Source organism: Leptospira ainlahdjerensis (genome assembly GCF_016919175.1).
GTDB classification, from domain to species: domain Bacteria; phylum Spirochaetota; class Leptospiria; order Leptospirales; family Leptospiraceae; genus Leptospira; species Leptospira ainlahdjerensis.
In genome coordinates, this window is record NZ_JAFFPU010000029.1 from 115,132 (window position 1) to 134,204 (window position 19,073).

The window sequence follows — 19,073 nt, forward strand, 5'->3', positions numbered from 1 at the left end:
GCTTCAAAAATTGTCTAACGTAAGCATTCTGCCGGATGGTCGCGCTGCTTCTCGGTTAAGAGAAGGGTGAGGAAAGTCCGGACACCAGGAAACACGGGACCGGGTAATTCCCGGAATTCCGGCCTTCGAGAGAGATCTCGGTGATCGGGGTATGGACAAGTGCAACAGAAAGGATACCGCCTCTATCGAAGCGATTCGGTAGAGGTAAGGGTGAAATGGCGGGGTAAGAGCCCACCTCCGAGTTCGAGAGAAGTCGGGAACGGTAAACCCTCCCGGGTGCAATCTCAAATAGGCAACCTTTAGCCGTTTCCGCGGGGTTGCGGGTAGAGAGCAAGGACTCCGATCGGTAACTTTCGGAGCAAGATAAATGGCCATCCATCTCTTCGGAGAGGACAGAATCCGGCTTACAGGCAGAATGCGCCGAAATACTTTCGAATGAAGAATGAAACTTCAGCCTGCAGTTGCGAAAGCAGCTATAGGCTGAAGATGCTGGAATCCATTCCGTTTTTTAACCTTTGCAGAAGCCGAAAGAAGGGACTCCGGCGAACAGTTACGATTTTGCGTTTATACAACTTCGCCAAAACGACGAAGGAGAGTTTTTTAGAATAGAATTCTCGCGTTTATGCGAACTTCGTGAAAACGACGAAGGAGAGTTTTTTAGAACAGAATTCTCGCGTTTATGCGAACTTCGTGAAAACGACGAAGGAGAGTTTTTTAGAACAGAATTCTCGCGTTTATGCGAACTTCGTGAAAACGACGAAGGAGAGTTTTTTAGAATAGAATTCTCGCGTTTATGCGAACTTCGCCAAAACGACGAAGGAGAGTTTTTTAGAATAGAATTCTCGCGTTTATGCGAACTTCGTGAAAACGACGAGACTTACGGAAAGGAAAGGGATCCTTCCAAGATGGAAAAGTTCAGGTTTTTCAAATCGCAAAAAAACCAAAGAAAAGAAGCGGATTCTCATCCAAAGATTAAGTGGAATGTTATAAATTTAGGAACGAGTTTGATCTTGCATAGGATCAATCTTAGGAAGAATAGAAAGAATGCCAAAGCCGATTCGTTATCAATACAGTTATTCCCAGAAAGTTGCTTGGGGGGATATGGACGCCTTCGGACACGTAAATCACGTCGTCTATGCCAAATATTTTGAGAATGCAAGAGCAAGTTACTTCTCCGATCTAAAACTTTGGGATTCACCCGATCGTCCCTCAGAAGGTGGTCCCGTGATCACTCATATAGAAGTTGATTATAGAAAACAAGTCCGTTATCCGGAAATACTCTCGATCACTCTACAGGTGGATTCCGTAACTTCCCGCTCTTTTCATATATCCTGTACGATGTGGAATCAAGAAGAAGATTGTGTAGCGACAGCGAAAGGAGAATTTCTCTGGTTCAATTTTTCAACTCAAAGGCCCACCCAACTTCCGGATGTTTACAAAACCCTTCTTTTTCAGAAACAACCTTAAACCCGAAAGGAAGGGCCGTTTTAATCGACTTTTTTGTTTCGAATTTTTTTTGCTTTTCTTTGTTTTGCCGCTAAATCCTTTATTTTTAGAAGGTTTTGATCTTCTTTGGAAAACGATTCGAACTCATTTCTTTATGAGATCTTTTGAATTCTCTGGATTTGGAATATAATAAAAATAAAAAAAAAGCTATCTCGTTTTAATTCTCTCCGTTGAAGTCTCCTTATTCTTTCATGGAATGATTCCTCCGTATCGGACGTTTTTCTTTTTTACCCGATCTTTCCGAATTTTTGAGAATGAATTTTTTAGAAGTTTATTCTTGGCGGGTTCTCTTGTCACACATTCTCTCTGAGTTCAAAAAAAGCTCTAAGGGATTCTTTCCGAAAGATTGATTCTTTTTAGAGAAGAAGTAAAAATTCAAAAATGAGATAGAAGACTCTTCTTCGATTCTTAAAACCGATTGTTTTTTATTTTTAACTCTTTTTAAGAACGTGTAATTTCTTTGATTGTTTTTTTTACGTCTGGAAGAAGGACCGACTTTTTGGATTTATAGAACGATTTTCGATTTTCAAAAAAATATTTCTCCACTGTGAGGAATGAATTTCGAAGCTGAATCTTAAAAAGTCGGAGTTTCTTGCTGGGAGAGATGATCCGGAATCTACAAAAGTTTTTTCCAAAAAAGAATCCGTGATCCATTCTTAAATTAAAAAAATCAAAGTCGATACCCGTTCCGGGAATATGAGTTTTTTTACGAAGACCTGCGAAAAGAAAGAGGTCTTTTGGAAGTTAGGATCGTAAGAGTGTCCTTTGTTTTCGAACACTCTTATTTAGATTTTTGGTTTCTCTTTCGAAAATTCAGAATTCTATTCGATCAAATTCTAAAGTAGACTCAGAATCCAAGCATCCAAAGAATAAGCTCCTGCACCGGTGAAGACCAGAGCTAAAGCCGCGCCGGTCGCGAGAAGATGGAATTCATATCCTTCTCCTTTTTGCGCTCCGAACCAGTTGATAAAAAAACCGTGCTCTTTGTGGACCAAAATCGCCGCGCCTAACATGATGATCGCGATGCTCAGAGCCGTAAAACGGGTCAAAAGACCGAACACAAGAGCGACGGAACCGAGGGATTCACCGATGATTACGAGGAAGGCTACGATGGTCGGAAGTCCGGCCGTTCCCGTAAAATAACCCATCGTCCCTTTGAAACCGTAACCCCCGAACCACCCAAGAAGTTTTTGAGCTCCGTGAGGAAAAATTACAATTCCCAGTACCAATCTTAAAAGGAAGGGGCCTAGGTCTGAACTTGTGGAAAAAAGTGTCTCTAACATTCTGATTCTCCTTTTGCTCTACTTTAATACTTTAAGTTTGAAGTAGTCGCTTTATTCTTCAATAGTTTAAATATGAACTATTGGGTCAAGACAAAATTCTTCTCGAGGAATCGTTTCTGGTGAATTCGCACTGGATTCTTTTCCGGGCGAAAATGAGAGGACCTCGATAAATTAGGCGCGGATTCTTATAACTTAGAGATTGTTACGAACCTTTGCCTTGAGAAAGCAGTTTAAAAAGACTTGCCTTGCTTCCCCAAAGGGAGAGTTTCTTTCGTCATGTGTGATACATTCTTAGCGACACCTTCTTTTACCGGCAACGGTTCCATGATTTTTGGGAAGAATTCGGATCGGGAACCAAACGAGGCGCAAGCGCTGCTCCGCGTTCCTTCCCGCTCGAATGAAAAAGAGACAAAGTGTACGTATATTCAGGTTCCGAGCGTAAGAGAAACACAAGAAGTCATTTTATCCAAGCCCTTCCAGATGTGGGGCGCCGAAATGGGAGCGAATGCTTCGGGAGTTGTGATCGGAAACGAAGCCGTTTTTACAAAAATTCCTTTCGAAAAAAAGAACCAAGGGCTTACGGGAATGGATCTTCTTCGTCTTTCTTTGGAAAGAAGTAAAAACGCCGAGAGTGCAAGAGAAACCATTCTTCAACTTTTGGAACAGTTCGGTCAAGATGCCTGCGGCGGTTATTCGAATTCTTCTTTTTATTATCACAATAGTTTTTTGATCGCCGATTCTCAGAACGCTTTTGTTTTGGAGACCGCCGGCAAGTTCTGGGCTTGGAAAAAAATCGAAGGCTTTTATTCGATCTCAAACGGTCTTACCCTGGAAGACAACTACGACGCAATCCATCCGCGCGCGGTCGAGTTTGCTCTGAAGGAAGGTTGGGTTAAAAAAGGGGAATCCTTTTCGTTTCGGAACGCATTCTCGGATTCTTTTTTTACTTTTTTTAGTAAGTGTAAGGTTCGTCGTGCAAGGACCGCTTCCATGGGAGAATCCAAAAAAGGAAATTTCGATCCTCGTGCAGCGATGGAAATTCTAAGACAGGAAGGGGAACCGGGAAACATCCATTCTTTTTATCCTTCTTCTTCGGATATGGGTTCGGTTTGTCTTCACGCAACCGGTCCGATTACGCCTAACGGTACTACGGGTTCTTTTGTCGCTGAGCTCAAAAACGTGGTTTCCAAAAATCGTTTTTGGTTTACGGGAACTGCGATTCCTTCGATTTCCCTTTTTCTTCCCGCCGGTTTTCCTGGGACCAGTTTTTTGGAGAAGAATTTTGAACAGCCGGGAGCCGCTCTGGACACTTCTCTCTGGTGGACTCATGAAAAATTTTACAGGGAGATCCAACGTTTTTATCCCGACGCGAAAAATTTGATTCAGCCGCGGATCGCTTCTTTGGAAGAAGAATGGTTTCAAGAACTTTCCAAATTGGAGAAGAATTCCAATCCTTCCAGGGAGATCGATCTTTTGAGCGAAAAGGCGACGAGAGTCGCGCTTCAGGAATATCGTTTTTGGAACGCGAATTTGTTAAGCGAATTGAAGAAAAAGCGCCCCAAGAAGGCCTTTGCTCCGTTCTACAACCTGCAATGGTCTTCTTGGAATCAAAAGGTGGGAATCAACGTTTCTTAGAAGCGGATTTCCGAATTCTTAAATTGATAAGTTCCACGCCGAGAGAAAACGCCATCGAAAAATAGACGTATCCTTTCGGTATGTGAAAGTGAAGTCCGTCCGCAAATAACATCGCACCGATCATGATTAAAAAAGATAGTGCGAGAATTTTCATCGTCGGGTGTTCGTTGATAAAATCGCTCACCGAACCGGAAAAGATCAACATTACGATCATCGAAAGAATGACCGCTACTACCATCACTTCGAAATTTCCGGAAAGACCGACCGCAGTTACGATCGAATCCACCGAAAAGATGATGTCCAAAAGGATGAGTTGTACGATGACTCCCCAGAAGGAAACTTTTTCTTTCTGGGATCCTGAATTGCCTTCTTCGTCGGCTCCTTCAATTTTCCCGTGAATCTCGCTCGTACTTTTGGCGATTAGAAATAGTCCCCCGCCCAACATAATGAGGTCCCTTCCGGAGACAGCAAAATCGAAAACCGTAAAAAGTGCATTGGTAAGAGAAGCGATCCAAGTGACGGCAAAGAGAAGTCCGATTCTAAAACCGAGGGCGAGGGTAAGTCCCAAGTTTCTCGCTTTCGCTTGTTGATTTTTTGCAAGTTTTCCCGCCACGATGGAAAGAAATACGATGTTGTCGATTCCGAGTACGATTTCCATCAGGGTGAGGGTAAGGATTGCGACGATCTTATCGGGAGTTAGGAGTTCCATGCAAATGCAGTTAATTTTTCGAAAACCAAGAAATCAATCGATTTACAAGGAAATTTAAGAGGTCATACTGGGGAAGTATGGAGTTTCTTCCGGAAGTTTTTCGAAACAAAGAGGTGAATGGAATTCACCTTCGCGCCAAAACGATTCTTTCCTGTCTTCCACCTCGTTTGAGCCTTCTCGTTTTTTTGAGACATTCCGGTTGTATTTTTAGCAGAGAAGCTGTGCAGGATCTGAGAGAAATTTCGGAGTCCTGTCTTTCCTTTCCCCCGATCCTTTTTTTCTTTCCCGGAGAATCGGAAGATGCGATAGAATTTTTTGCAGGAATCTGGGAGGACGCTTCGGTCGTCGCGGATTCTCAGATTGAATTCTATCGAAGCCTGGGTTTAAAAAATGCAAACATCGTTCAGCTTGCGGGTCCTGAGGTTTTAATCGGAACCGCAAGAGCCACTTTTAAGGGGCATTTTTACGGGCTTCCGGGGAAACATTCTCTGCAAATGCCGGGGGTCTTTTTGGTCGTTAAGGATCGGATCGTTTGGGAACATTCTTACAGACATATCGGAGATCATCCCGATTGGAGAAACCTCCCCGGAGTAACCTTGCTTCCGGGTGCCGAATTCGGTCCGGACGTGATGCCTGCGTAAAAATGAAAACTTATTCTTCTATTCTCTTTGGGGATCTCTCAAATCCTGGATGAAACAAGCCGGTTCCCATTGCACAATCCAATAGAAAATTTTTCGAATCTTCCTTTAGCTCCTTTAATCCAGCAATCCATCAAAGACGTTGGATATTCAAAACCGACGCCGATTCAAATTCAGGCGATTCCTCCTTTGCTCGAAGGAAAAGACCTTTTGGGTTGCGCCCAAACAGGGACCGGTAAAACGGCAGCCTTCGCGCTTCCGATTCTTCATCGTTTATTTTCGAATCATCGAAAGGCCGCGGCAAAACAAACCCGAGTTTTGGTTTTGACTCCTACGAGAGAACTCGCGATCCAAGTTCACGATAGTTTTAAAGTCTACGGCCAACATCTGAAATTAAAAACCGCCGTAATCTTCGGAGGGGTAGGTCAGAGCCCTCAGGTAAAAAGTCTTTCTTCCGGTGTGGACGTTCTTGTGGCGACACCGGGAAGGCTCGTGGATCTGATCGATCAAAGATTCTTAAGTTTGAACGAACTTGAAGTTTTCGTTTTGGACGAAGCGGATCGGATGCTCGATATGGGTTTTATTCACTCCATAAAAAAGATCATCGCGATGCTGCCGAAAAAACGTCATAATCTTTTCTTCTCGGCGACAATGCCCCCTGATATTGAAAAACTTGCGGGGACAATGCTCGTAAATCCGGTTCGAATCGAAGTGACTCCGGTTTCTTCTACAGTAGAATTGATTCAGCAATCGGTAATGTTTGTGGATTCCGACAAAAAGAAGGAACTTCTAAAACATCTTTTTAAGAATCCGGAACTAAAAAGAGTGATCGTTTTTACGAAGACAAAACACGGGGCCAATCGTGTTTCCGAACTTTTGGGGAAGAGCGGAATTTCCGTGGATGTGATTCACGGGAACAAATCCCAATCCGCGAGACAAAGAGCTTTAGAAGATTTTAGAGCCGGAAAAATCCGCGCACTCATCGCGACCGATATCGCGGCGAGAGGGATCGACATCGATGAAATTTCCCACGTGATCAATTATGAGATTCCGAACATTCCCGAAAGTTACGTGCATAGAATCGGAAGGACTGCGAGAGCGGGTACTCAAGGGGTCGCAATTTCGTTATGCGACATGGAAGAGAGGGCCTTCGTTCGGGACATCGAAAGAGTGATCGGTCAGAAGATTCCCGTCAATCAACAACAACCTTTCCATTCGGAAAACGTAATGCACTTTACCGGACGGATCAAGCCCAAGTCGAATTCGGGAGGCAGACCTCCACAGAGATTCCATTCGTCTCCCAGTCGTAAAAAGACGAATTCTCCTTCGAAGCAGAGATCTTTCCGTTAAGGGGAGGTTTAGTCGGAACTCCGACAATTCTACCGTAAAAGTCGCGGGCCCCACCCTGATCTTGGGAAACTCAGTGCATCGCTTCCTATGGGGCGCTCGCAGGGGCGGGGGGCGGAAGATTTCCGGAGGACTTTCCTTTATCACAAAATTCTAATTTTGCAAACACAAATCCCCGTGTAGGAACTCCTACAAAACCCTTTCATGCTGGACAATTCTCTTTGCACCCCCTCCTAACTTGTGGATAAGCTTACGCTGATCTCGGGAAACTCAGTGCGTCGCTTCCTTATGGGGCGCTGCAGGGGAGCGGTGGCGAGAAAAACTCAGGAGACTTTTCCTCCATCAGAAAAACAAATTTTTCGCGAGCCAAAACCCCTGCGTAGGAACTCCAGCAGATTCCTAAAAATGTTTATCTCACCACGGTGACCGAACAAGGCGCGTGGTGGACAATTCGGTCAGAAACGGAACCGACTAAAAATCTTCCGACCGCAGAAAGCCCTCTTGAACCGATAACGATCATATCATATTTTCCTTTTGCCGCGGTCTCTACGATCGTATCCGCAGGGTACCCCTCAAGGACCAAACGATCCCATTTGATTTCCGGAGATTCATCCAAGGTAGAATGAATCTTTTCAAATCTCTGCTCGCTGATCCACTTTACCCGGTCTTTTCCCTCGGGGGCCTTTTCATAATAACCGGGAAGGGGACCGAATTCTTCGACAACTTCCAAGATCGTCAGACTCGCACTCGAAACCTTTGCAAGCGCGATTCCCATTTCCAACGCTTTTTTAGAACTCTCGGAGCCGTCCACAGGAACCAGTATTTTTTTAATCAGTCTTTGCATGTTTTTTCTCTTTTGCAGAAGTGTATCTCCCCGAGTCGGTTTTCCAATCAAAAAATGGAAAATTTTATACAAAGGAGCATTGATTTTGATCAAAGGTGGAAGGACGAATCGCCAAAAGTTTTAGACAAAGAAAACAAAATTCTCCCTTTTTCGACTATGAATCAAAAGACCGACATAGATCGAATATTAGTAAATTCTTATTTAGAATATAAGAAAACGGGAAAACCAGATCAGCTTTTAAAACAAGCCGATTTCTGGGTCCAAAGGTTTGCTGTCCGTAAATACTCCCTGGACGAAGACGGAAGGTCGGAAGTCCTCCTCAATTTTATACAAAGAATCGAAAGCTTCGTAAAAATCTACGAGACACAAGGATACAGAAATTTTCCGGCCTTTGCGTTCGTTTTTTGGAAACACCTGGTCTTCAATCAATGGAAAAAGGAAAAAAAACGCTCCCAAAAAGAAGCCGCTTATTTGGATCCAGACCGGCTGGAAGGAGCTCCTTCTTTCGAACCCGGACAAGAAAAACGGATCGATCCTTTCCGCATTTTTCTTAGGGACATTTGGGAAAAAGGGGATTCAAGGGGAATTCTCATCTTCAAATTGAAACACAATCTTTATTTGGAAAGAAAGGAGATTCTTCTTCTCAAAAGAATCCTCTTAGCCTCCGGAAATTCCGTTTCGGAATTCTTGAAAGAAAGAAAGGAAAAACGATTTCGTTGTAGAAACAAAGAACTTCTGCTCCTGGAAAAATTGGAATCTTCTCATCAGATCCGATTCTCCAGACGAGAGGGGGCGATCTTTCTCTCCTCCAGGCTCAAAGAAAAATTCAAAAAAAAACTTCTCAAAGCCGATTCTATTTATACCTTTCTGGAAATCGCAATTTGGTTTGGCTGGAACGAACACGGAGTCAAAAGACTCTATCACCAAACAATGAATAGCCTAAGACGATCGGGAATCGACTCGGAAGAGGATCTCTCCCAAGAATCCAAGTCGGCTTAGTCCGAAAAGATTTTCCTAAGAATCGTTTTGGAAAAAGTCCTTACCGATTCGAATTTTGGAAAGAAGAATCGAATCTTTTCTGCGAATCCATTTTTTTAGGACCACTTGTAAATTTTGTGTCAGAATCCGGTCTTTTTAAGTCGTCCCTTGTTTCTTGGAAAGGAATTGTTGACCGATGCCTGTATGCGGAAAAAAATAAGCTCGTCTGATAATGTGTAGATCACTTCCATACATCCCATACAATGGTTGTTCCAATTTTAAAAAAGAGTAAGAAATGAATCAGTCAGAATCACGCAGGCTTCGATGGAAATTGACGGTAGGTTTGGAATTGCTCACTACAATTTTGGCCGTTCCTTTGGCGGTTTTGTTTATTATTTCTGCCGGAGGTTACGACTTTGACCAAGCGATCGCGCTCATCATAGCCGCATTGATTTCAGTCACAACCTCTTACTTGCTTCCAACGATTCGTTTTTTTTATCTGGGAAAAATCCTTCGAAATCTGGAAGACAAGAACTGGTTTTCCCTCAACACACAGGAACGGGTCGTCGTAAAAACAAAAATTCTCAACTTCCCGGTTTACAATTCGGGTTTTTATCTGGTTCAGTGGAGTACGGGAATTCCGTTTGCCTGGTGGCTTATTCATTTCTTTTTTATCCCCACTTTTTTGGAATCTCTTCCCTTCCTTTTTCTTCCTCTGATCATCTATCCGATTTTAGGTGTTTCCCATTTTTTTCTAACTGAATCCAGCTTTGTCGATATCTTAGAATCCGATCGTCTCAACGAAGTACAAATCGATTCCGATAAAATTCGAATGGTGGGAGTTCACGCGAGAATTTTCAGCACGATCGTCTCGATTGCGATCCTACCGATTATCATTCTCGGTTATCTTTTGTTCGAAGAGACATCGGGTTGGATCAAACTCGGAGACGTGACAGTTCCTCTGGTATTAACGCTTATCTTTATGTTGATCGCAGTCGTAATCGCTTCTTATCAACTCTCTCTCACGATCCGAAGAAATTCCGAAAATATGATCCGTATTTTTGGAGAGATGTCCAATGGAAACCTGACCCACGTTCTTCCGATGGTTTCCAGCGACGAGTTGGGATCCAACAGCCGCGCTCTGAACGAATTTGTGAAACGGCTTCGTATCATCGTAAAAAGTGTTTCCAGAGAAGCCGAAAAACTTTCGGGAAGTTCGAAAACACTCGGAGACAACACGAAAGAATTGTCTAGAAAGATGCAGGACCAGGCCGCGTCCACCGAAGAGATGAGTTCCGGGGTCGAAGAGATTGCAGCGTCGATTCATTCTACGGCGTCCCGCGCCGAAGGTCAGACTCAGATCGCCAAAAAAGCACAGTCTTCTCTGGAAGCGTTGGAAGGAAGAATCCGCCAGGTTCACACCGCTCTTCTGGAAACCAAGGTTGATGCGGATCGAATGAGAAGCGAAACCAAAAGTGGGGAAGACGCATTGCAAGGAACTCAAAAAGCCATGGAAGCGATCGAGGAAAGCACTTCCAAGATGGGAGCCACCGTAAACGTAATCAAAGACATCACGGACCGAATCGGCTTACTTTCGTTAAACGCCGCGATCGAAGCCGCAAGAGCGGGCGAGGCCGGAAAGGGATTTGCGGTCGTTGCCCAGGAAATCGCGAAGTTGGGGGAACAAACTCAGGACAACGCCAAAAGAATCACGTCCGCTATCGCCGAGGCTTTGAACGCGACCAAAAGCGGAAGGGAAGTGATCGAATCGACGCAGACCGTATTCAAAAGAATCGGAGACACAGTAGGAATCACACTCGATCGGGTTTCCGAAGTCGCACAACTTTCGGATTCACAACTCGTAGCGAGCGAACAGGTAAAATCGGCGTTTGCCGATCTTTCCCATTCTTCCGATGAGATACGAAATCATACACAAGAACAGGCTCAGACTTCGACTGAGTTTTCCAAAACGATCGTCGCCATTTCGGAAACTACCGAATTCTTAAATCAAGTCGTATCCGAAATCGACGAACTCGCCATCAAATTGAACGAACAAGCAGGAAAACTCAAATCAGAAGTGGAATTTTTTACCACCTGATGAATTACTCCGTTTATCAATTGGAAGAATTCAAAATCAACCTGAGATAAAAGCGAATCATCTCCTCGTAGTTCGAAATCGAAATTCTTTCGTCGATCCCGTGAAATCTTTTTACGTCGTCGGGTTTGACTCGGACCGGGAAAAAACGGAACGCGTTATCCGCAACCGCGCCGTAGTGAAGAGAATCCGTATAAGCCGAAACGATGGCCGGAGCCACGATTACATCCTTGATCGTTTCCTGGATCGAACGTCGAATCGTTTCAAATCCAACCGAATCGATTTTCGAAACGGAAGAAGGTTCGAAAATCGTATCCGGGGGAATCAGACGGATTCTTTTGTCGTTTAGAATTTTTTCGGTCCGATTCAAAACACCTTGGTGAGAATCTCCTTGAAGAATTCTAAAATTGACCGTGGCCTCGGCGTTTGCGGGAAGAACGTTGTCTTTAAAACCGCCCGAAATTTTTGTGATCGCCGAAGTGGTGTGAAGTTGGGCTCTTGTAGAATTTTTTTCGTTCAGACGCAGTTTTAGAATCGGACCGAAAAGCCAGAGATTGCTCATGATCCAACGGGATCCGAACTTCATTTCGGGTGCGAGCCACTGAAACGTAGTCTTTTGAACATCTCCCAAAGAAAGAGGAAACGGATTTTCCTCCATACGGGACAAACCGGAACTTAGAATTCCGATCGCGGTTTCTTTCGGAGGCATCGAAGAATGTCCTCCCTCTTTGAGATCGACTTCGAGTCCGAGAGAAAGATAACCTTTGCCAGCGATTCCGATCAGAGCGATCGGCTTTTCGATTCCGGGAATCAAACCTTCCGCGATGATCTGACCCTCGTCCAAAACGTATTCAAAACGGATGTTTCTTTTCTTAAAAACTTCGGTGATCGCTTTGGCTCCGAGTTTTCCGTAGATAGTTTCCTCGTCCTGTCCGATCGCAATAAAAACGGAACGTTCCGGAACGTGCCCCCTTTGTATAAGAATTTCAATAGATTCTAATATAGCAAAGACGCTGCTTTTGTCGTCCCAGGCTCCTCTTCCCCAAACAAAACCGTCTCGAATTTCACCGCCGAAGGGATCGTGTGTCCATAGATTACTCGTGGACGGATCGACGTCCACGACGTCCGTGTGGGCGCAGAGAAGAATCGGTTTTAGATTCTGATTTTTACCTTCCCATTCGTAAAAAAAGGAAAAGTTGCTGACCTTCGTTTTTTTGAGCGTCGATTCGATTAAAGGATAACTTTTGCGGAGGTGTTCGTTTAACAAAAGGAATTCGTTCGAATTCGACTTTGTATCGGTGAGAGAGGAAACCGTTTTAAAACGAACTCCCGCCGAAAGCCTTCGTAGGGCGGCGTCGATCGGAAGATTCTCCTCGGGAATCGGCTCTATTTTGGACTGAAACGAAGAAACCGAGAACGTACGAACGATCGTAAACAAAAGGAGGAGTAAAAGAACGGATAACGCAAAAAGAAGAACCTTTTTCATGATCAGTGTTTAAACTCCTTAGTCTGTTTTTCCAGCGCTAATTTACCGAGAAACAGGGAAAGTTGTTCGAAAATAAACTTGGATTGTTGTCCCCTAAATTCTTGAACCAAAAAATCCAAATCCTTTTTGAGATACAATTTCCCCTGCGAGACGACGGCATAAAGACTCGAAATTTTTGTAAGGTCGTTCGTCGGATCTTCTTGAAAGATTAAAAGATCCGGAGACGCCCCTTCTTGGATTGAAAAAGAAGTCTCGTTTCTGATCGCACGATTTGCGTCGACGGTCGCCATTCTCCAAACGTCGTAGGAAGGAATTCCGGCCTCCTGAAAGAGACGCATCTCCTGATGCAGACTTGCTCCCGGAACCACAAAGGGTTGTTGTGCGTCAGAGCCCAGATAAAGAGCGGCGCCCGCTCGAAAGAGTTTTAACAACAAGGATTTCTTTTTCAAAATCGCGGTCTGAACGTGATTTTGAAGATATTCTTTTTCTATGGATCGATACGCAGGAATTCCAATTTCCGGATTCCAGACTACTTCCCTATAAAAACGGGGCATCAAAGCTACGGCGGAATCCTCCTTAGCGGCTTCGTAATCGGAAAAGAGTAAAATCCGTTCGGACGCGACTAACGTAGGAGTATTCGCAATCTTGTTTTTGACAGAATGTTTTACTATGTCGTTTAACAATTTTTCGTTCACTTCGTTCCAATCCGATCCTCGATTTAAGACGTTGTCCCTTTTTAGGGAAGCGGGTCTCGGAATCCCGAAAAAATGCTGAACGTCCGGAATTTTAGATTCTTCGTAAGTCATTCCGTAAGGAACGTGACCGATCACGGGAAGCCCTTCCTTGTTTGCAGTTTCGACTAACGCACGTATTATCGGAACGTTTAGATTTTCATAGGATTTGATACAATCCGCGCCTTTTTTTTTAAGCGCGCGGACCGCTTCCGAGGCCTCTTCCGGAGAATTGACGAGGATTGAATTTTTCCATCTTGGAATTCCCGAAGTAACGAAAGCGTCGCAGGAAAAGATCCTAGGTCCAAAAAAATCTCCATCTTCGATTCCTTTTCTTGCGTAGGGGACGGCGGTTCCGTCGATATCGCCGGCGATTCTAACGCTCGTAACTCCGTGAGAAAGATAAAGGAGCGAAAAGTAAGGAATCAGATCCAAAAGATTGTGAGGAGGAAGATGTGCGTGCATATCTACGATTCCAGGAGTTGCCGTCATACCTGAAAATTCGGAAGAACTCCCGTAATGAACTTTTCTGATTTTGAAAATCCGACCGTTTCTAAATTCGAGACTGAGATTGGAAAAATTCTTACGATCCGGATTAAAAACACGAATCTGATCCAAAACAAAATCCTCTTTTGGATGGATTCCGATCACCGGATACGATAAGGATCTCCAAAAAATCAGAATCAAACCGGATAGGACGCACAAGAATGTGATGATTATTTTTTGTTTCATAAAGTTCCCCGCAATCTACAAAAGTGAGATATCCTCATTTTTTAAAGTTTTATAATCATGAGGAATCCTCATTTTTATGTCAAGAATGATTTGATTGAATGAAAAAAGAAAGAATTGAGGATGGCGGAATGGACGGAGAGTCAGTTTTACTTGCGAGGGCCAAGCCGGTTCAGAAAAGAGCTCGGGCAAAGCAGGAATCGATATTGAATTCCGCCAGAGAATTAATTCTAAAGGTAGGCCCGGATCGTTTTACTCTACAGGAAATTGCGGACTATATCGGTTCTCCGATCGGGACGATTTACCGTTATTATTCGGGAAAACCCGCGATCTTAAGGGCCATCGCGCAGTCTTATCTCGAAACGCTTCGTTCGGATCTCGAAAGAGAACTCCGTCAATACCGGGAAAAAAATCCTGACGAAATTCAATTCCAGAGGGTGATCAAAAAAATCCTGGAACTTTTTGAAAAGGCGTATTCGAACGACCCGGTTTTCCAGATCGTCTGGAGCGGTTCGCAGGCTTATCCGACTCTTCGAGAATTGGATCTGGAGGACACAAGAAAGAATGCTGAAATCATCGCCGACTCGATAGAGTGTTTCGTTCCTAAGATGAAAAAACAGAGATTGATGGATCTTTGTATTCTCGTTTGCGACTCGATCGGAAGTGCGCTTCGGCTCACTTCGATGATGGAAGAAAAAGAAAAAAGAGGGGTTCTTTTGCAATTACGGGGAATGATAACGAACCACCTCTATATGGCTTATAAGAGTTTTGGACCCGATTGAGTAATTTGTTTTTTTAGGAATTTAATTTTTGCCGAAATCAGAGACGGGAGTTTTTAAAAACAAATTCATTCCACCGATCACGGAACCGAAAATCAGACTCGCGACTACGAGAGGAATTAAGTGTTGATAGTTTCCAGGAATGACGACTAACGCGATCAGCCAGGGAAGATTCATAATTTCTGTAAAAATCAGAGCGGTCCAGAATTTCGAAAACCCGCTTTCTACGAGGCTGACTATCATACCGCAGGAAAACCAAAAAAGAATCGATTGAACTAACATCCAAGTCCCCACGTTCGGATCCGCAAAACCCACGAGCAGTCCTTCTAAAATTCCTGAAATAATCCCGATTACGAAAGCGTTTCTCCAACGAATTTGATTTCGATTCATACAAGCTCCTTTTTTCTTTGTTGAGAATTTCGATTCACGTGCCTTCGTAAAATGAAATTCGTTTCCATAAGATATTTTATCGATAAGGAATATGCAGTCTTTCTAAAGTATTCGTCGAAAGGTGTCATATATCGGTTTTATCCCTTTTTTCGAGTCTGTTTCCTGCTATACCGTAAAATAGAATCAACCGTCTTTATTTAGGAATCAATATCCAATAAAAGGGAGTGAACGTAGATTCGATTCCAAATTCATGAGCAAGCGAGCTTTTTAACCTTGTTGTATTCCAAAGAAAAAGCAAGGGAAACGCCGGGAGCGAAAACATGCAGAATTTGAACGCAGAATCCAAACTTCTTAAAACACAGGAATATTTTACGGAAGTCCGCTGGCAGGAAATCGATCAGAATCAACACGTAAACAACATCGTCTTTCTCGGATATTTTGACGAAGCGAGGTTTCGAGCTATGGTTCAATCGGGTGTGGATATGAATCGTCTGCTCAAGGAGTTTGGAATCAGCCCGGTTGTCACCAAAATCGAATTGGAATACAAAAACGAACTCACCTATCCGGAAAAGATCCGAATCGACTCCAAAATCAGATTCGAAGGAAAAATAAAAGCCTTTCACGATCAATACGCATATCGTCTTTCGGACGGAAAACTCGTGGCGGTGTGCCTCGCGCACTGGTTTTTTATGGACATTCATAAGCGAAAGCCGGTCGCTCTCGCACAAATCGGAATCGATTCCGTAAATCCTGAAATGTCCTCGTTAAATTAGAATTTTATAATTTACTGTTGTTTTGTTTTTCGATTTGGACGAATGCGCGCGTTTTTATAAAACGCGCGCCGTTTTTTTGGAGCCGAGAATTATAGAATTTTCCAACCCTTGTCTTTGAGTTTGTTTTTAAAATGCGAAAACTCTTCTTTGATGGAAGCGACCGCCTTAAAACCGGCTTCGATGCCTCGATTGACTGAGCGCGTGAGTTTTTCGGCGCTCGTGGTCACCATCGTCAATTCTTGATAGGTCGGAGCGACCACCTTGATACGAACGTCCTTGGGAGGATGTTGGATGATTTGCATCGCGCGGTTGTACATCGTATGGTGTACTTTTGTGATCATGTGATGGAGTTTTTTGTTGGAAGGATACGCGAGCCAGCCTTCGAGTTTTGAAATCGGACTTGAGAATTCGTCTTGATTGTTATTTAATACAACCGTAATGTCTTTATAACCCGCCTCGATCACCTTTTCGAGAGGGATCGGATCCGCGATTCCTCCGTCCCCGTAAAACTGACCGTCCAATTTCCATTTTCCGCGGGTTGCGATCGGAAGAGAGGTCGCCGCTTTGAGGAGATTGAGAGCGTTGGACGCCGATGTCTTTATATACTCGGCTTGAAGTTTTGCCAAATTTGTGACTACCACATAGAGAGGCGGGGCTTCTTTTTTATCGAAGTTTTCGGAAGGAAGGCGGTATTTTTCACCGAAAATATAGTCGATGAGATATTCCTGATCTAAGAGGGTTTTTCCTTTAAAGGGATGAAAAAAAGAAATAAATTTATTTCCAATGAGTTCCTTTTTCCAGATATCCAGAATTTTAAGGGATTCTTCATAACTCTGCTCGTAACCGGTTGCGTAGTAGGCGGCCGAACAAGAACCGGAGGAAACTCCTACGATAAGATCAAAATGTGTGGAGGGAATGTATTGGTGGAGAGCGGCTAAAACTCCGCCTGCAAAAGAACCCTTCATTCCGCCGCCGGCGACGATCAGCGCCGTGGATTTTTTTCCGGGTTTAGGAAGGGTATTGTTGTCCCTCTTAAAGGATTCTTTTCCGGGCGTAAAGTAGGAGCTCATACGAGCAAATTTTAGGAAAGGAGAATTCTTTCAATGAGATATCCGATTCTTTAGATCGAATTTTGAAGTTTCCCTTGGAGAAGCCGAACTTCAGACTCAGAACCGAGAATGAATCCGTGACGTCTAACGATTCTAAGATACGAATTGATCGAAAAAAACAAAAAAACGATTTCGGATCGAACCGGAAAAGGATACATTTCGAAATTGGACCGCACAAAATTCGAGTTGATCGTAATCCGATTTTGAACTTTTTTTGGCGGATCGACCTGAGATTCGAAAGAAGATCTTCGGATCTGCAGAATTCGAACTTCTACTCAAAAAAATATTCTAAGAGAGGGGAAAAAATGCGAAAGAATAAAACCCGTTTTCTTTTTCAAAAAACATCCTTGTGGAGAGGAGCGATTTTTCTCTTTCTTTGGTTCCATTGGAATCCGCTTCTCGCGGAGGCAAAAGAAGAATCGGTTCCCGTCGAAAAGAAAAAATCAAAATTCGAAATTCTCATCAAAAGACAAACCTACCAATGGACACCTTACGATTATACTTCCTATTCGGAACATTCTCCCTTTGAGAATTCGGTCAAAACGGAATCGGTCAAACAAAACCAAAAGGTTCTCATTCCCTTAACGTTTCGTTACGAAAATCCTGAGAAAAAATTTAGAATCGAAATTTCTGCATTCGAAGTGGAGTTGGCGAACGCAAATACGAACGTAACAGAAAATTCCGCCGGAAGTTTTCAAGTTCGAAGACAATACTTGAATCCGATGCTACGATCCGAGGCTGAATTGAATTATTATAAAATTCTAAACTTAACAGAAGATTGGAAATTGTTTGCCGGTGTCGGAATCCGAAATATCAACAAATACAAATACGGCTATTATCTGCGTGAAGGAAGATATCAGGAATACTTTTATACATACGGCCCTCAACTCGTTTTGAATACGGAATACAAACTCTGGAAAGAAATTTCCGTTCACTTGGGCCTCGATCTTTTCTACACGCAAGGGAATCGATTTTATAAAGAACAGATGTTACTTCCGGATTCCGTCGTAGTCTCGAACGGAAACGCAGGAGTCCAAGGAATCTATCGAGGATATGAAATCGATCTTTCTTTGAGTTATCGAATTTTAGAATCGGTGAAATTTTTTGCCGGTTACAACTATATCTATTCTTACTTTAGTTATTACGGATTCAAACAAACGGATTTGAGTATTGGGAATCCGCAAACAAGTCCGTTTCCCACACAAGGAAGCCACATTCCAACCATTTCTCATCCCGTTCGTTCGGGGAATCATGATATTTTACAGGGCTTTTATCTGGGAGCTTCCGTGACCTTTTGAGAAGAGGAAAAAAAGCTCTCTACAAATAGATATTATCCAATAGGATTCTTTTATTCGCCGATTATCGCCGAGCGGCTCTTTCGTTCTGAAAAAAAAAGTAAAACTCTCTTCGGAGTTTGATAGAATGATATTCTTATTTGTTATACGTTATACAACGTCGATCCGCTTTGTGTTTGGGCGTTGTCTGAAACGTTCGATTCTGATTTTAAGGGGGCGAAAAATCCGAGATAATTCGCTCGTTTGGATTTGGGTCCGAAATCTCTTCGGATTTTTTCGAAAAAGATCGAATGGAAGCAAATTATAGAACGTGATATTTAGAAAACAATCCTCTTTTGATTCTACTTCGAGACAATCAGGCCATAGCAAAATAGAGAGGGAATCATGGAAAACTACGAGACGATTTCGAAAGAGGAAAGGTTTGAAAGTTTACTTCCGAATTGTAAATTCATTCTCTTTCTTTTACAAAAAACCGAATCTTTTAAATATTAGATATATTCTGAAAAACGAATATACTATTTCACTGGTTCTGATTTTTTGGGTGACGGGCAAGATGGGGCAGACTGTAAATAAACTGTTCATAAGTTCCGAAGAGGTTTTTGCAAAATTCAAAAAGTTATTTCCAAAAATGAAAGAATTAGAAAGAAAGCTTCGCTTTTGTGAAAGAATTTGTCCGGATCCTTTTTTTAGAAAAACCTCTAAAATTCGGCTAATTTTTTTAAAAAGGGTTTGACCGGTCGAGAGAC

The 19,073-nt window shown here is 43.1% G+C and carries 16 protein-coding genes and 1 other RNA gene; 10 read left to right on the forward strand and 7 right to left on the reverse strand.

What is annotated here, in order from left to right:
• The first annotated feature begins 23 nt into the window (after positions 1-23).
• Together rnpB and JWG45_RS07740 are read left to right on the forward strand one after the other, a co-directional pair.
• Positions 24-423, forward strand: an RNA gene (rnpB, locus tag JWG45_RS07735) — RNase P RNA component class A.
• A 621-nt stretch (positions 424-1,044) separates the two neighbouring features.
• Positions 1,045-1,467, forward strand: coding sequence for an acyl-CoA thioesterase (locus JWG45_RS07740; protein WP_205279182.1), 423 nt, complete (start codon positions 1,045-1,047; stop codon positions 1,465-1,467).
• An 875-nt stretch (positions 1,468-2,342) separates the two neighbouring features.
• Here the strand turns inward: JWG45_RS07740 and JWG45_RS07745 are convergent.
• On the reverse strand, positions 2,343-2,789 hold the full coding sequence (locus JWG45_RS07745; protein WP_205279183.1) for a DoxX family protein: 447 nt from the start codon (positions 2,787-2,789) through the stop codon (positions 2,343-2,345).
• Between the two features lie 276 nt (positions 2,790-3,065).
• Here JWG45_RS07745 and JWG45_RS07750 point away from each other — a divergent pair, with 276 nt between their 5' ends.
• A complete protein-coding gene (locus tag JWG45_RS07750; RefSeq protein WP_205279184.1) occupies positions 3,066-4,424 on the forward strand; it encodes an Ntn hydrolase family protein in 1,359 nt (452 codons plus the stop codon).
• Here the strand turns inward: JWG45_RS07750 and JWG45_RS07755 are convergent.
• Positions 4,411-5,133 carry a TerC family protein gene (locus JWG45_RS07755; protein WP_205279185.1) on the reverse strand — a complete coding sequence of 241 codons (723 nt, stop codon included), beginning with the start codon at positions 5,131-5,133 and terminating at the stop codon, positions 4,411-4,413. The two genes, JWG45_RS07750 and JWG45_RS07755, sit on opposite strands and share 14 nt — an antisense overlap.
• Positions 5,134-5,210: 77 nt before the next feature.
• On the opposite strand from JWG45_RS07755, the gene JWG45_RS07760 reads away from it, so the two are divergent.
• Together JWG45_RS07760 and JWG45_RS07765 are read left to right on the forward strand one after the other, a co-directional pair.
• Positions 5,211-5,774 (forward strand): SelL-related redox protein, encoded by a 564-nt coding sequence (locus JWG45_RS07760; RefSeq protein ID WP_205279186.1) that lies wholly within the window; start codon positions 5,211-5,213, stop codon positions 5,772-5,774.
• A gap of 69 nt (positions 5,775-5,843) precedes the next feature.
• On the forward strand, positions 5,844-7,121 hold the full coding sequence (locus JWG45_RS07765; RefSeq protein WP_205279187.1) for a DEAD/DEAH box helicase: 1,278 nt from the start codon (positions 5,844-5,846) through the stop codon (positions 7,119-7,121).
• Positions 7,122-7,527: 406 nt separating this feature from the next.
• Here JWG45_RS07765 and JWG45_RS07770 read toward each other — a convergent pair whose 3' ends face one another.
• A complete protein-coding gene (locus JWG45_RS07770) occupies positions 7,528-7,962 on the reverse strand; it encodes a universal stress protein (RefSeq protein WP_205279188.1) in 435 nt (144 codons plus the stop codon).
• Positions 7,963-8,118: 156 nt separating this feature from the next.
• Between JWG45_RS07770 and JWG45_RS07775 the strand changes: the two genes are divergently transcribed.
• Positions 8,119-8,961, forward strand: coding sequence for a sigma-70 family RNA polymerase sigma factor (locus JWG45_RS07775; RefSeq protein ID WP_205279189.1), 843 nt, complete (start codon positions 8,119-8,121; stop codon positions 8,959-8,961).
• Positions 8,962-9,235: 274 nt separating this feature from the next.
• On the forward strand, positions 9,236-11,038 hold the full coding sequence (locus JWG45_RS07780) for a methyl-accepting chemotaxis protein (RefSeq protein ID WP_205279190.1): 1,803 nt from the start codon (positions 9,236-9,238) through the stop codon (positions 11,036-11,038).
• 16 nt (positions 11,039-11,054) lie between these two features.
• On the opposite strand, the gene JWG45_RS07785 is transcribed toward JWG45_RS07780, so the two are convergent.
• The gene (locus JWG45_RS07785; protein WP_205279191.1) at positions 11,055-12,521 is read right to left on the reverse strand and encodes a M20 family peptidase; all 1,467 of its coding nucleotides are present in this window, start codon (positions 12,519-12,521) and stop codon (positions 11,055-11,057) included.
• A 2-nt stretch (positions 12,522-12,523) separates the two neighbouring features.
• Positions 12,524-13,984, reverse strand: coding sequence for an amidohydrolase family protein (locus JWG45_RS07790; protein WP_205279192.1), 1,461 nt, complete (start codon positions 13,982-13,984; stop codon positions 12,524-12,526).
• Between the two features lie 98 nt (positions 13,985-14,082).
• Here JWG45_RS07790 and JWG45_RS07795 point away from each other — a divergent pair, with 98 nt between their 5' ends.
• Positions 14,083-14,763, forward strand: coding sequence for a TetR/AcrR family transcriptional regulator (locus tag JWG45_RS07795; RefSeq protein WP_205279193.1), 681 nt, complete (start codon positions 14,083-14,085; stop codon positions 14,761-14,763).
• 21 nt (positions 14,764-14,784) lie between these two features.
• Here JWG45_RS07795 and JWG45_RS07800 read toward each other — a convergent pair whose 3' ends face one another.
• Entirely contained in the window at positions 14,785-15,150 is a 366-nt protein-coding gene (locus JWG45_RS07800; RefSeq protein WP_205279194.1) for a hypothetical protein, read from the reverse strand.
• A gap of 320 nt (positions 15,151-15,470) precedes the next feature.
• On the opposite strand from JWG45_RS07800, the gene JWG45_RS07805 reads away from it, so the two are divergent.
• Positions 15,471-15,923, forward strand: a complete 453-nt coding sequence (locus JWG45_RS07805) for an acyl-CoA thioesterase (protein WP_205279195.1) — start codon at positions 15,471-15,473, stop codon at positions 15,921-15,923.
• An 89-nt stretch (positions 15,924-16,012) separates the two neighbouring features.
• Here the strand turns inward: JWG45_RS07805 and JWG45_RS07810 are convergent, their stop codons facing one another.
• Positions 16,013-16,993: a patatin-like phospholipase family protein gene (locus JWG45_RS07810; protein WP_205279196.1), complete on the reverse strand. Its 981-nt coding sequence runs from the start codon at positions 16,991-16,993 to the stop codon at positions 16,013-16,015.
• A gap of 344 nt (positions 16,994-17,337) precedes the next feature.
• Here JWG45_RS07810 and JWG45_RS07815 point away from each other — a divergent pair, with 344 nt between their 5' ends.
• Positions 17,338-18,330 (forward strand): LA_2444/LA_4059 family outer membrane protein, encoded by a 993-nt coding sequence (locus tag JWG45_RS07815; protein ID WP_205279197.1) that lies wholly within the window; start codon positions 17,338-17,340, stop codon positions 18,328-18,330.
• Positions 18,331-19,073 lie beyond the last annotated feature (743 nt).

Bases quoted from the DNA above. Each gene is read 5' to 3' on its own strand.
- JWG45_RS07815 (WP_205279197.1), top strand. From the start codon at position 17,338: ATGCGAAAGAATAAAACCCGTTTTCTTTTTCAAAAAACATCCTTGTGG.
- JWG45_RS07745 (WP_205279183.1), bottom strand. From the start codon at position 2,789: ATGTTAGAGACACTTTTTTCCACAAGTTCAGACCTAGGCCCCTTCCTT.
- JWG45_RS07790 (WP_205279192.1), bottom strand. From the start codon at position 13,984: ATGAAACAAAAAATAATCATCACATTCTTGTGCGTCCTATCCGGTTTG.
- JWG45_RS07750 (WP_205279184.1), top strand. From the start codon at position 3,066: ATGTGTGATACATTCTTAGCGACACCTTCTTTTACCGGCAACGGTTCC.
- JWG45_RS07755 (WP_205279185.1), bottom strand. From the start codon at position 5,133: ATGGAACTCCTAACTCCCGATAAGATCGTCGCAATCCTTACCCTCACC.
- JWG45_RS07780 (WP_205279190.1), top strand. From the start codon at position 9,236: ATGAATCAGTCAGAATCACGCAGGCTTCGATGGAAATTGACGGTAGGT.
- JWG45_RS07740 (WP_205279182.1), top strand. From the start codon at position 1,045: ATGCCAAAGCCGATTCGTTATCAATACAGTTATTCCCAGAAAGTTGCT.
- JWG45_RS07810 (WP_205279196.1), bottom strand. From the start codon at position 16,993: ATGAGCTCCTACTTTACGCCCGGAAAAGAATCCTTTAAGAGGGACAAC.
- JWG45_RS07800 (WP_205279194.1), bottom strand. From the start codon at position 15,150: ATGAATCGAAATCAAATTCGTTGGAGAAACGCTTTCGTAATCGGGATT.
- JWG45_RS07795 (WP_205279193.1), top strand. From the start codon at position 14,083: ATGAAAAAAGAAAGAATTGAGGATGGCGGAATGGACGGAGAGTCAGTT.
- JWG45_RS07760 (WP_205279186.1), top strand. From the start codon at position 5,211: ATGGAGTTTCTTCCGGAAGTTTTTCGAAACAAAGAGGTGAATGGAATT.
- JWG45_RS07770 (WP_205279188.1), bottom strand. From the start codon at position 7,962: ATGCAAAGACTGATTAAAAAAATACTGGTTCCTGTGGACGGCTCCGAG.
- JWG45_RS07785 (WP_205279191.1), bottom strand. From the start codon at position 12,521: ATGAAAAAGGTTCTTCTTTTTGCGTTATCCGTTCTTTTACTCCTCCTT.
- JWG45_RS07775 (WP_205279189.1), top strand. From the start codon at position 8,119: ATGAATCAAAAGACCGACATAGATCGAATATTAGTAAATTCTTATTTA.
- JWG45_RS07805 (WP_205279195.1), top strand. From the start codon at position 15,471: ATGCAGAATTTGAACGCAGAATCCAAACTTCTTAAAACACAGGAATAT.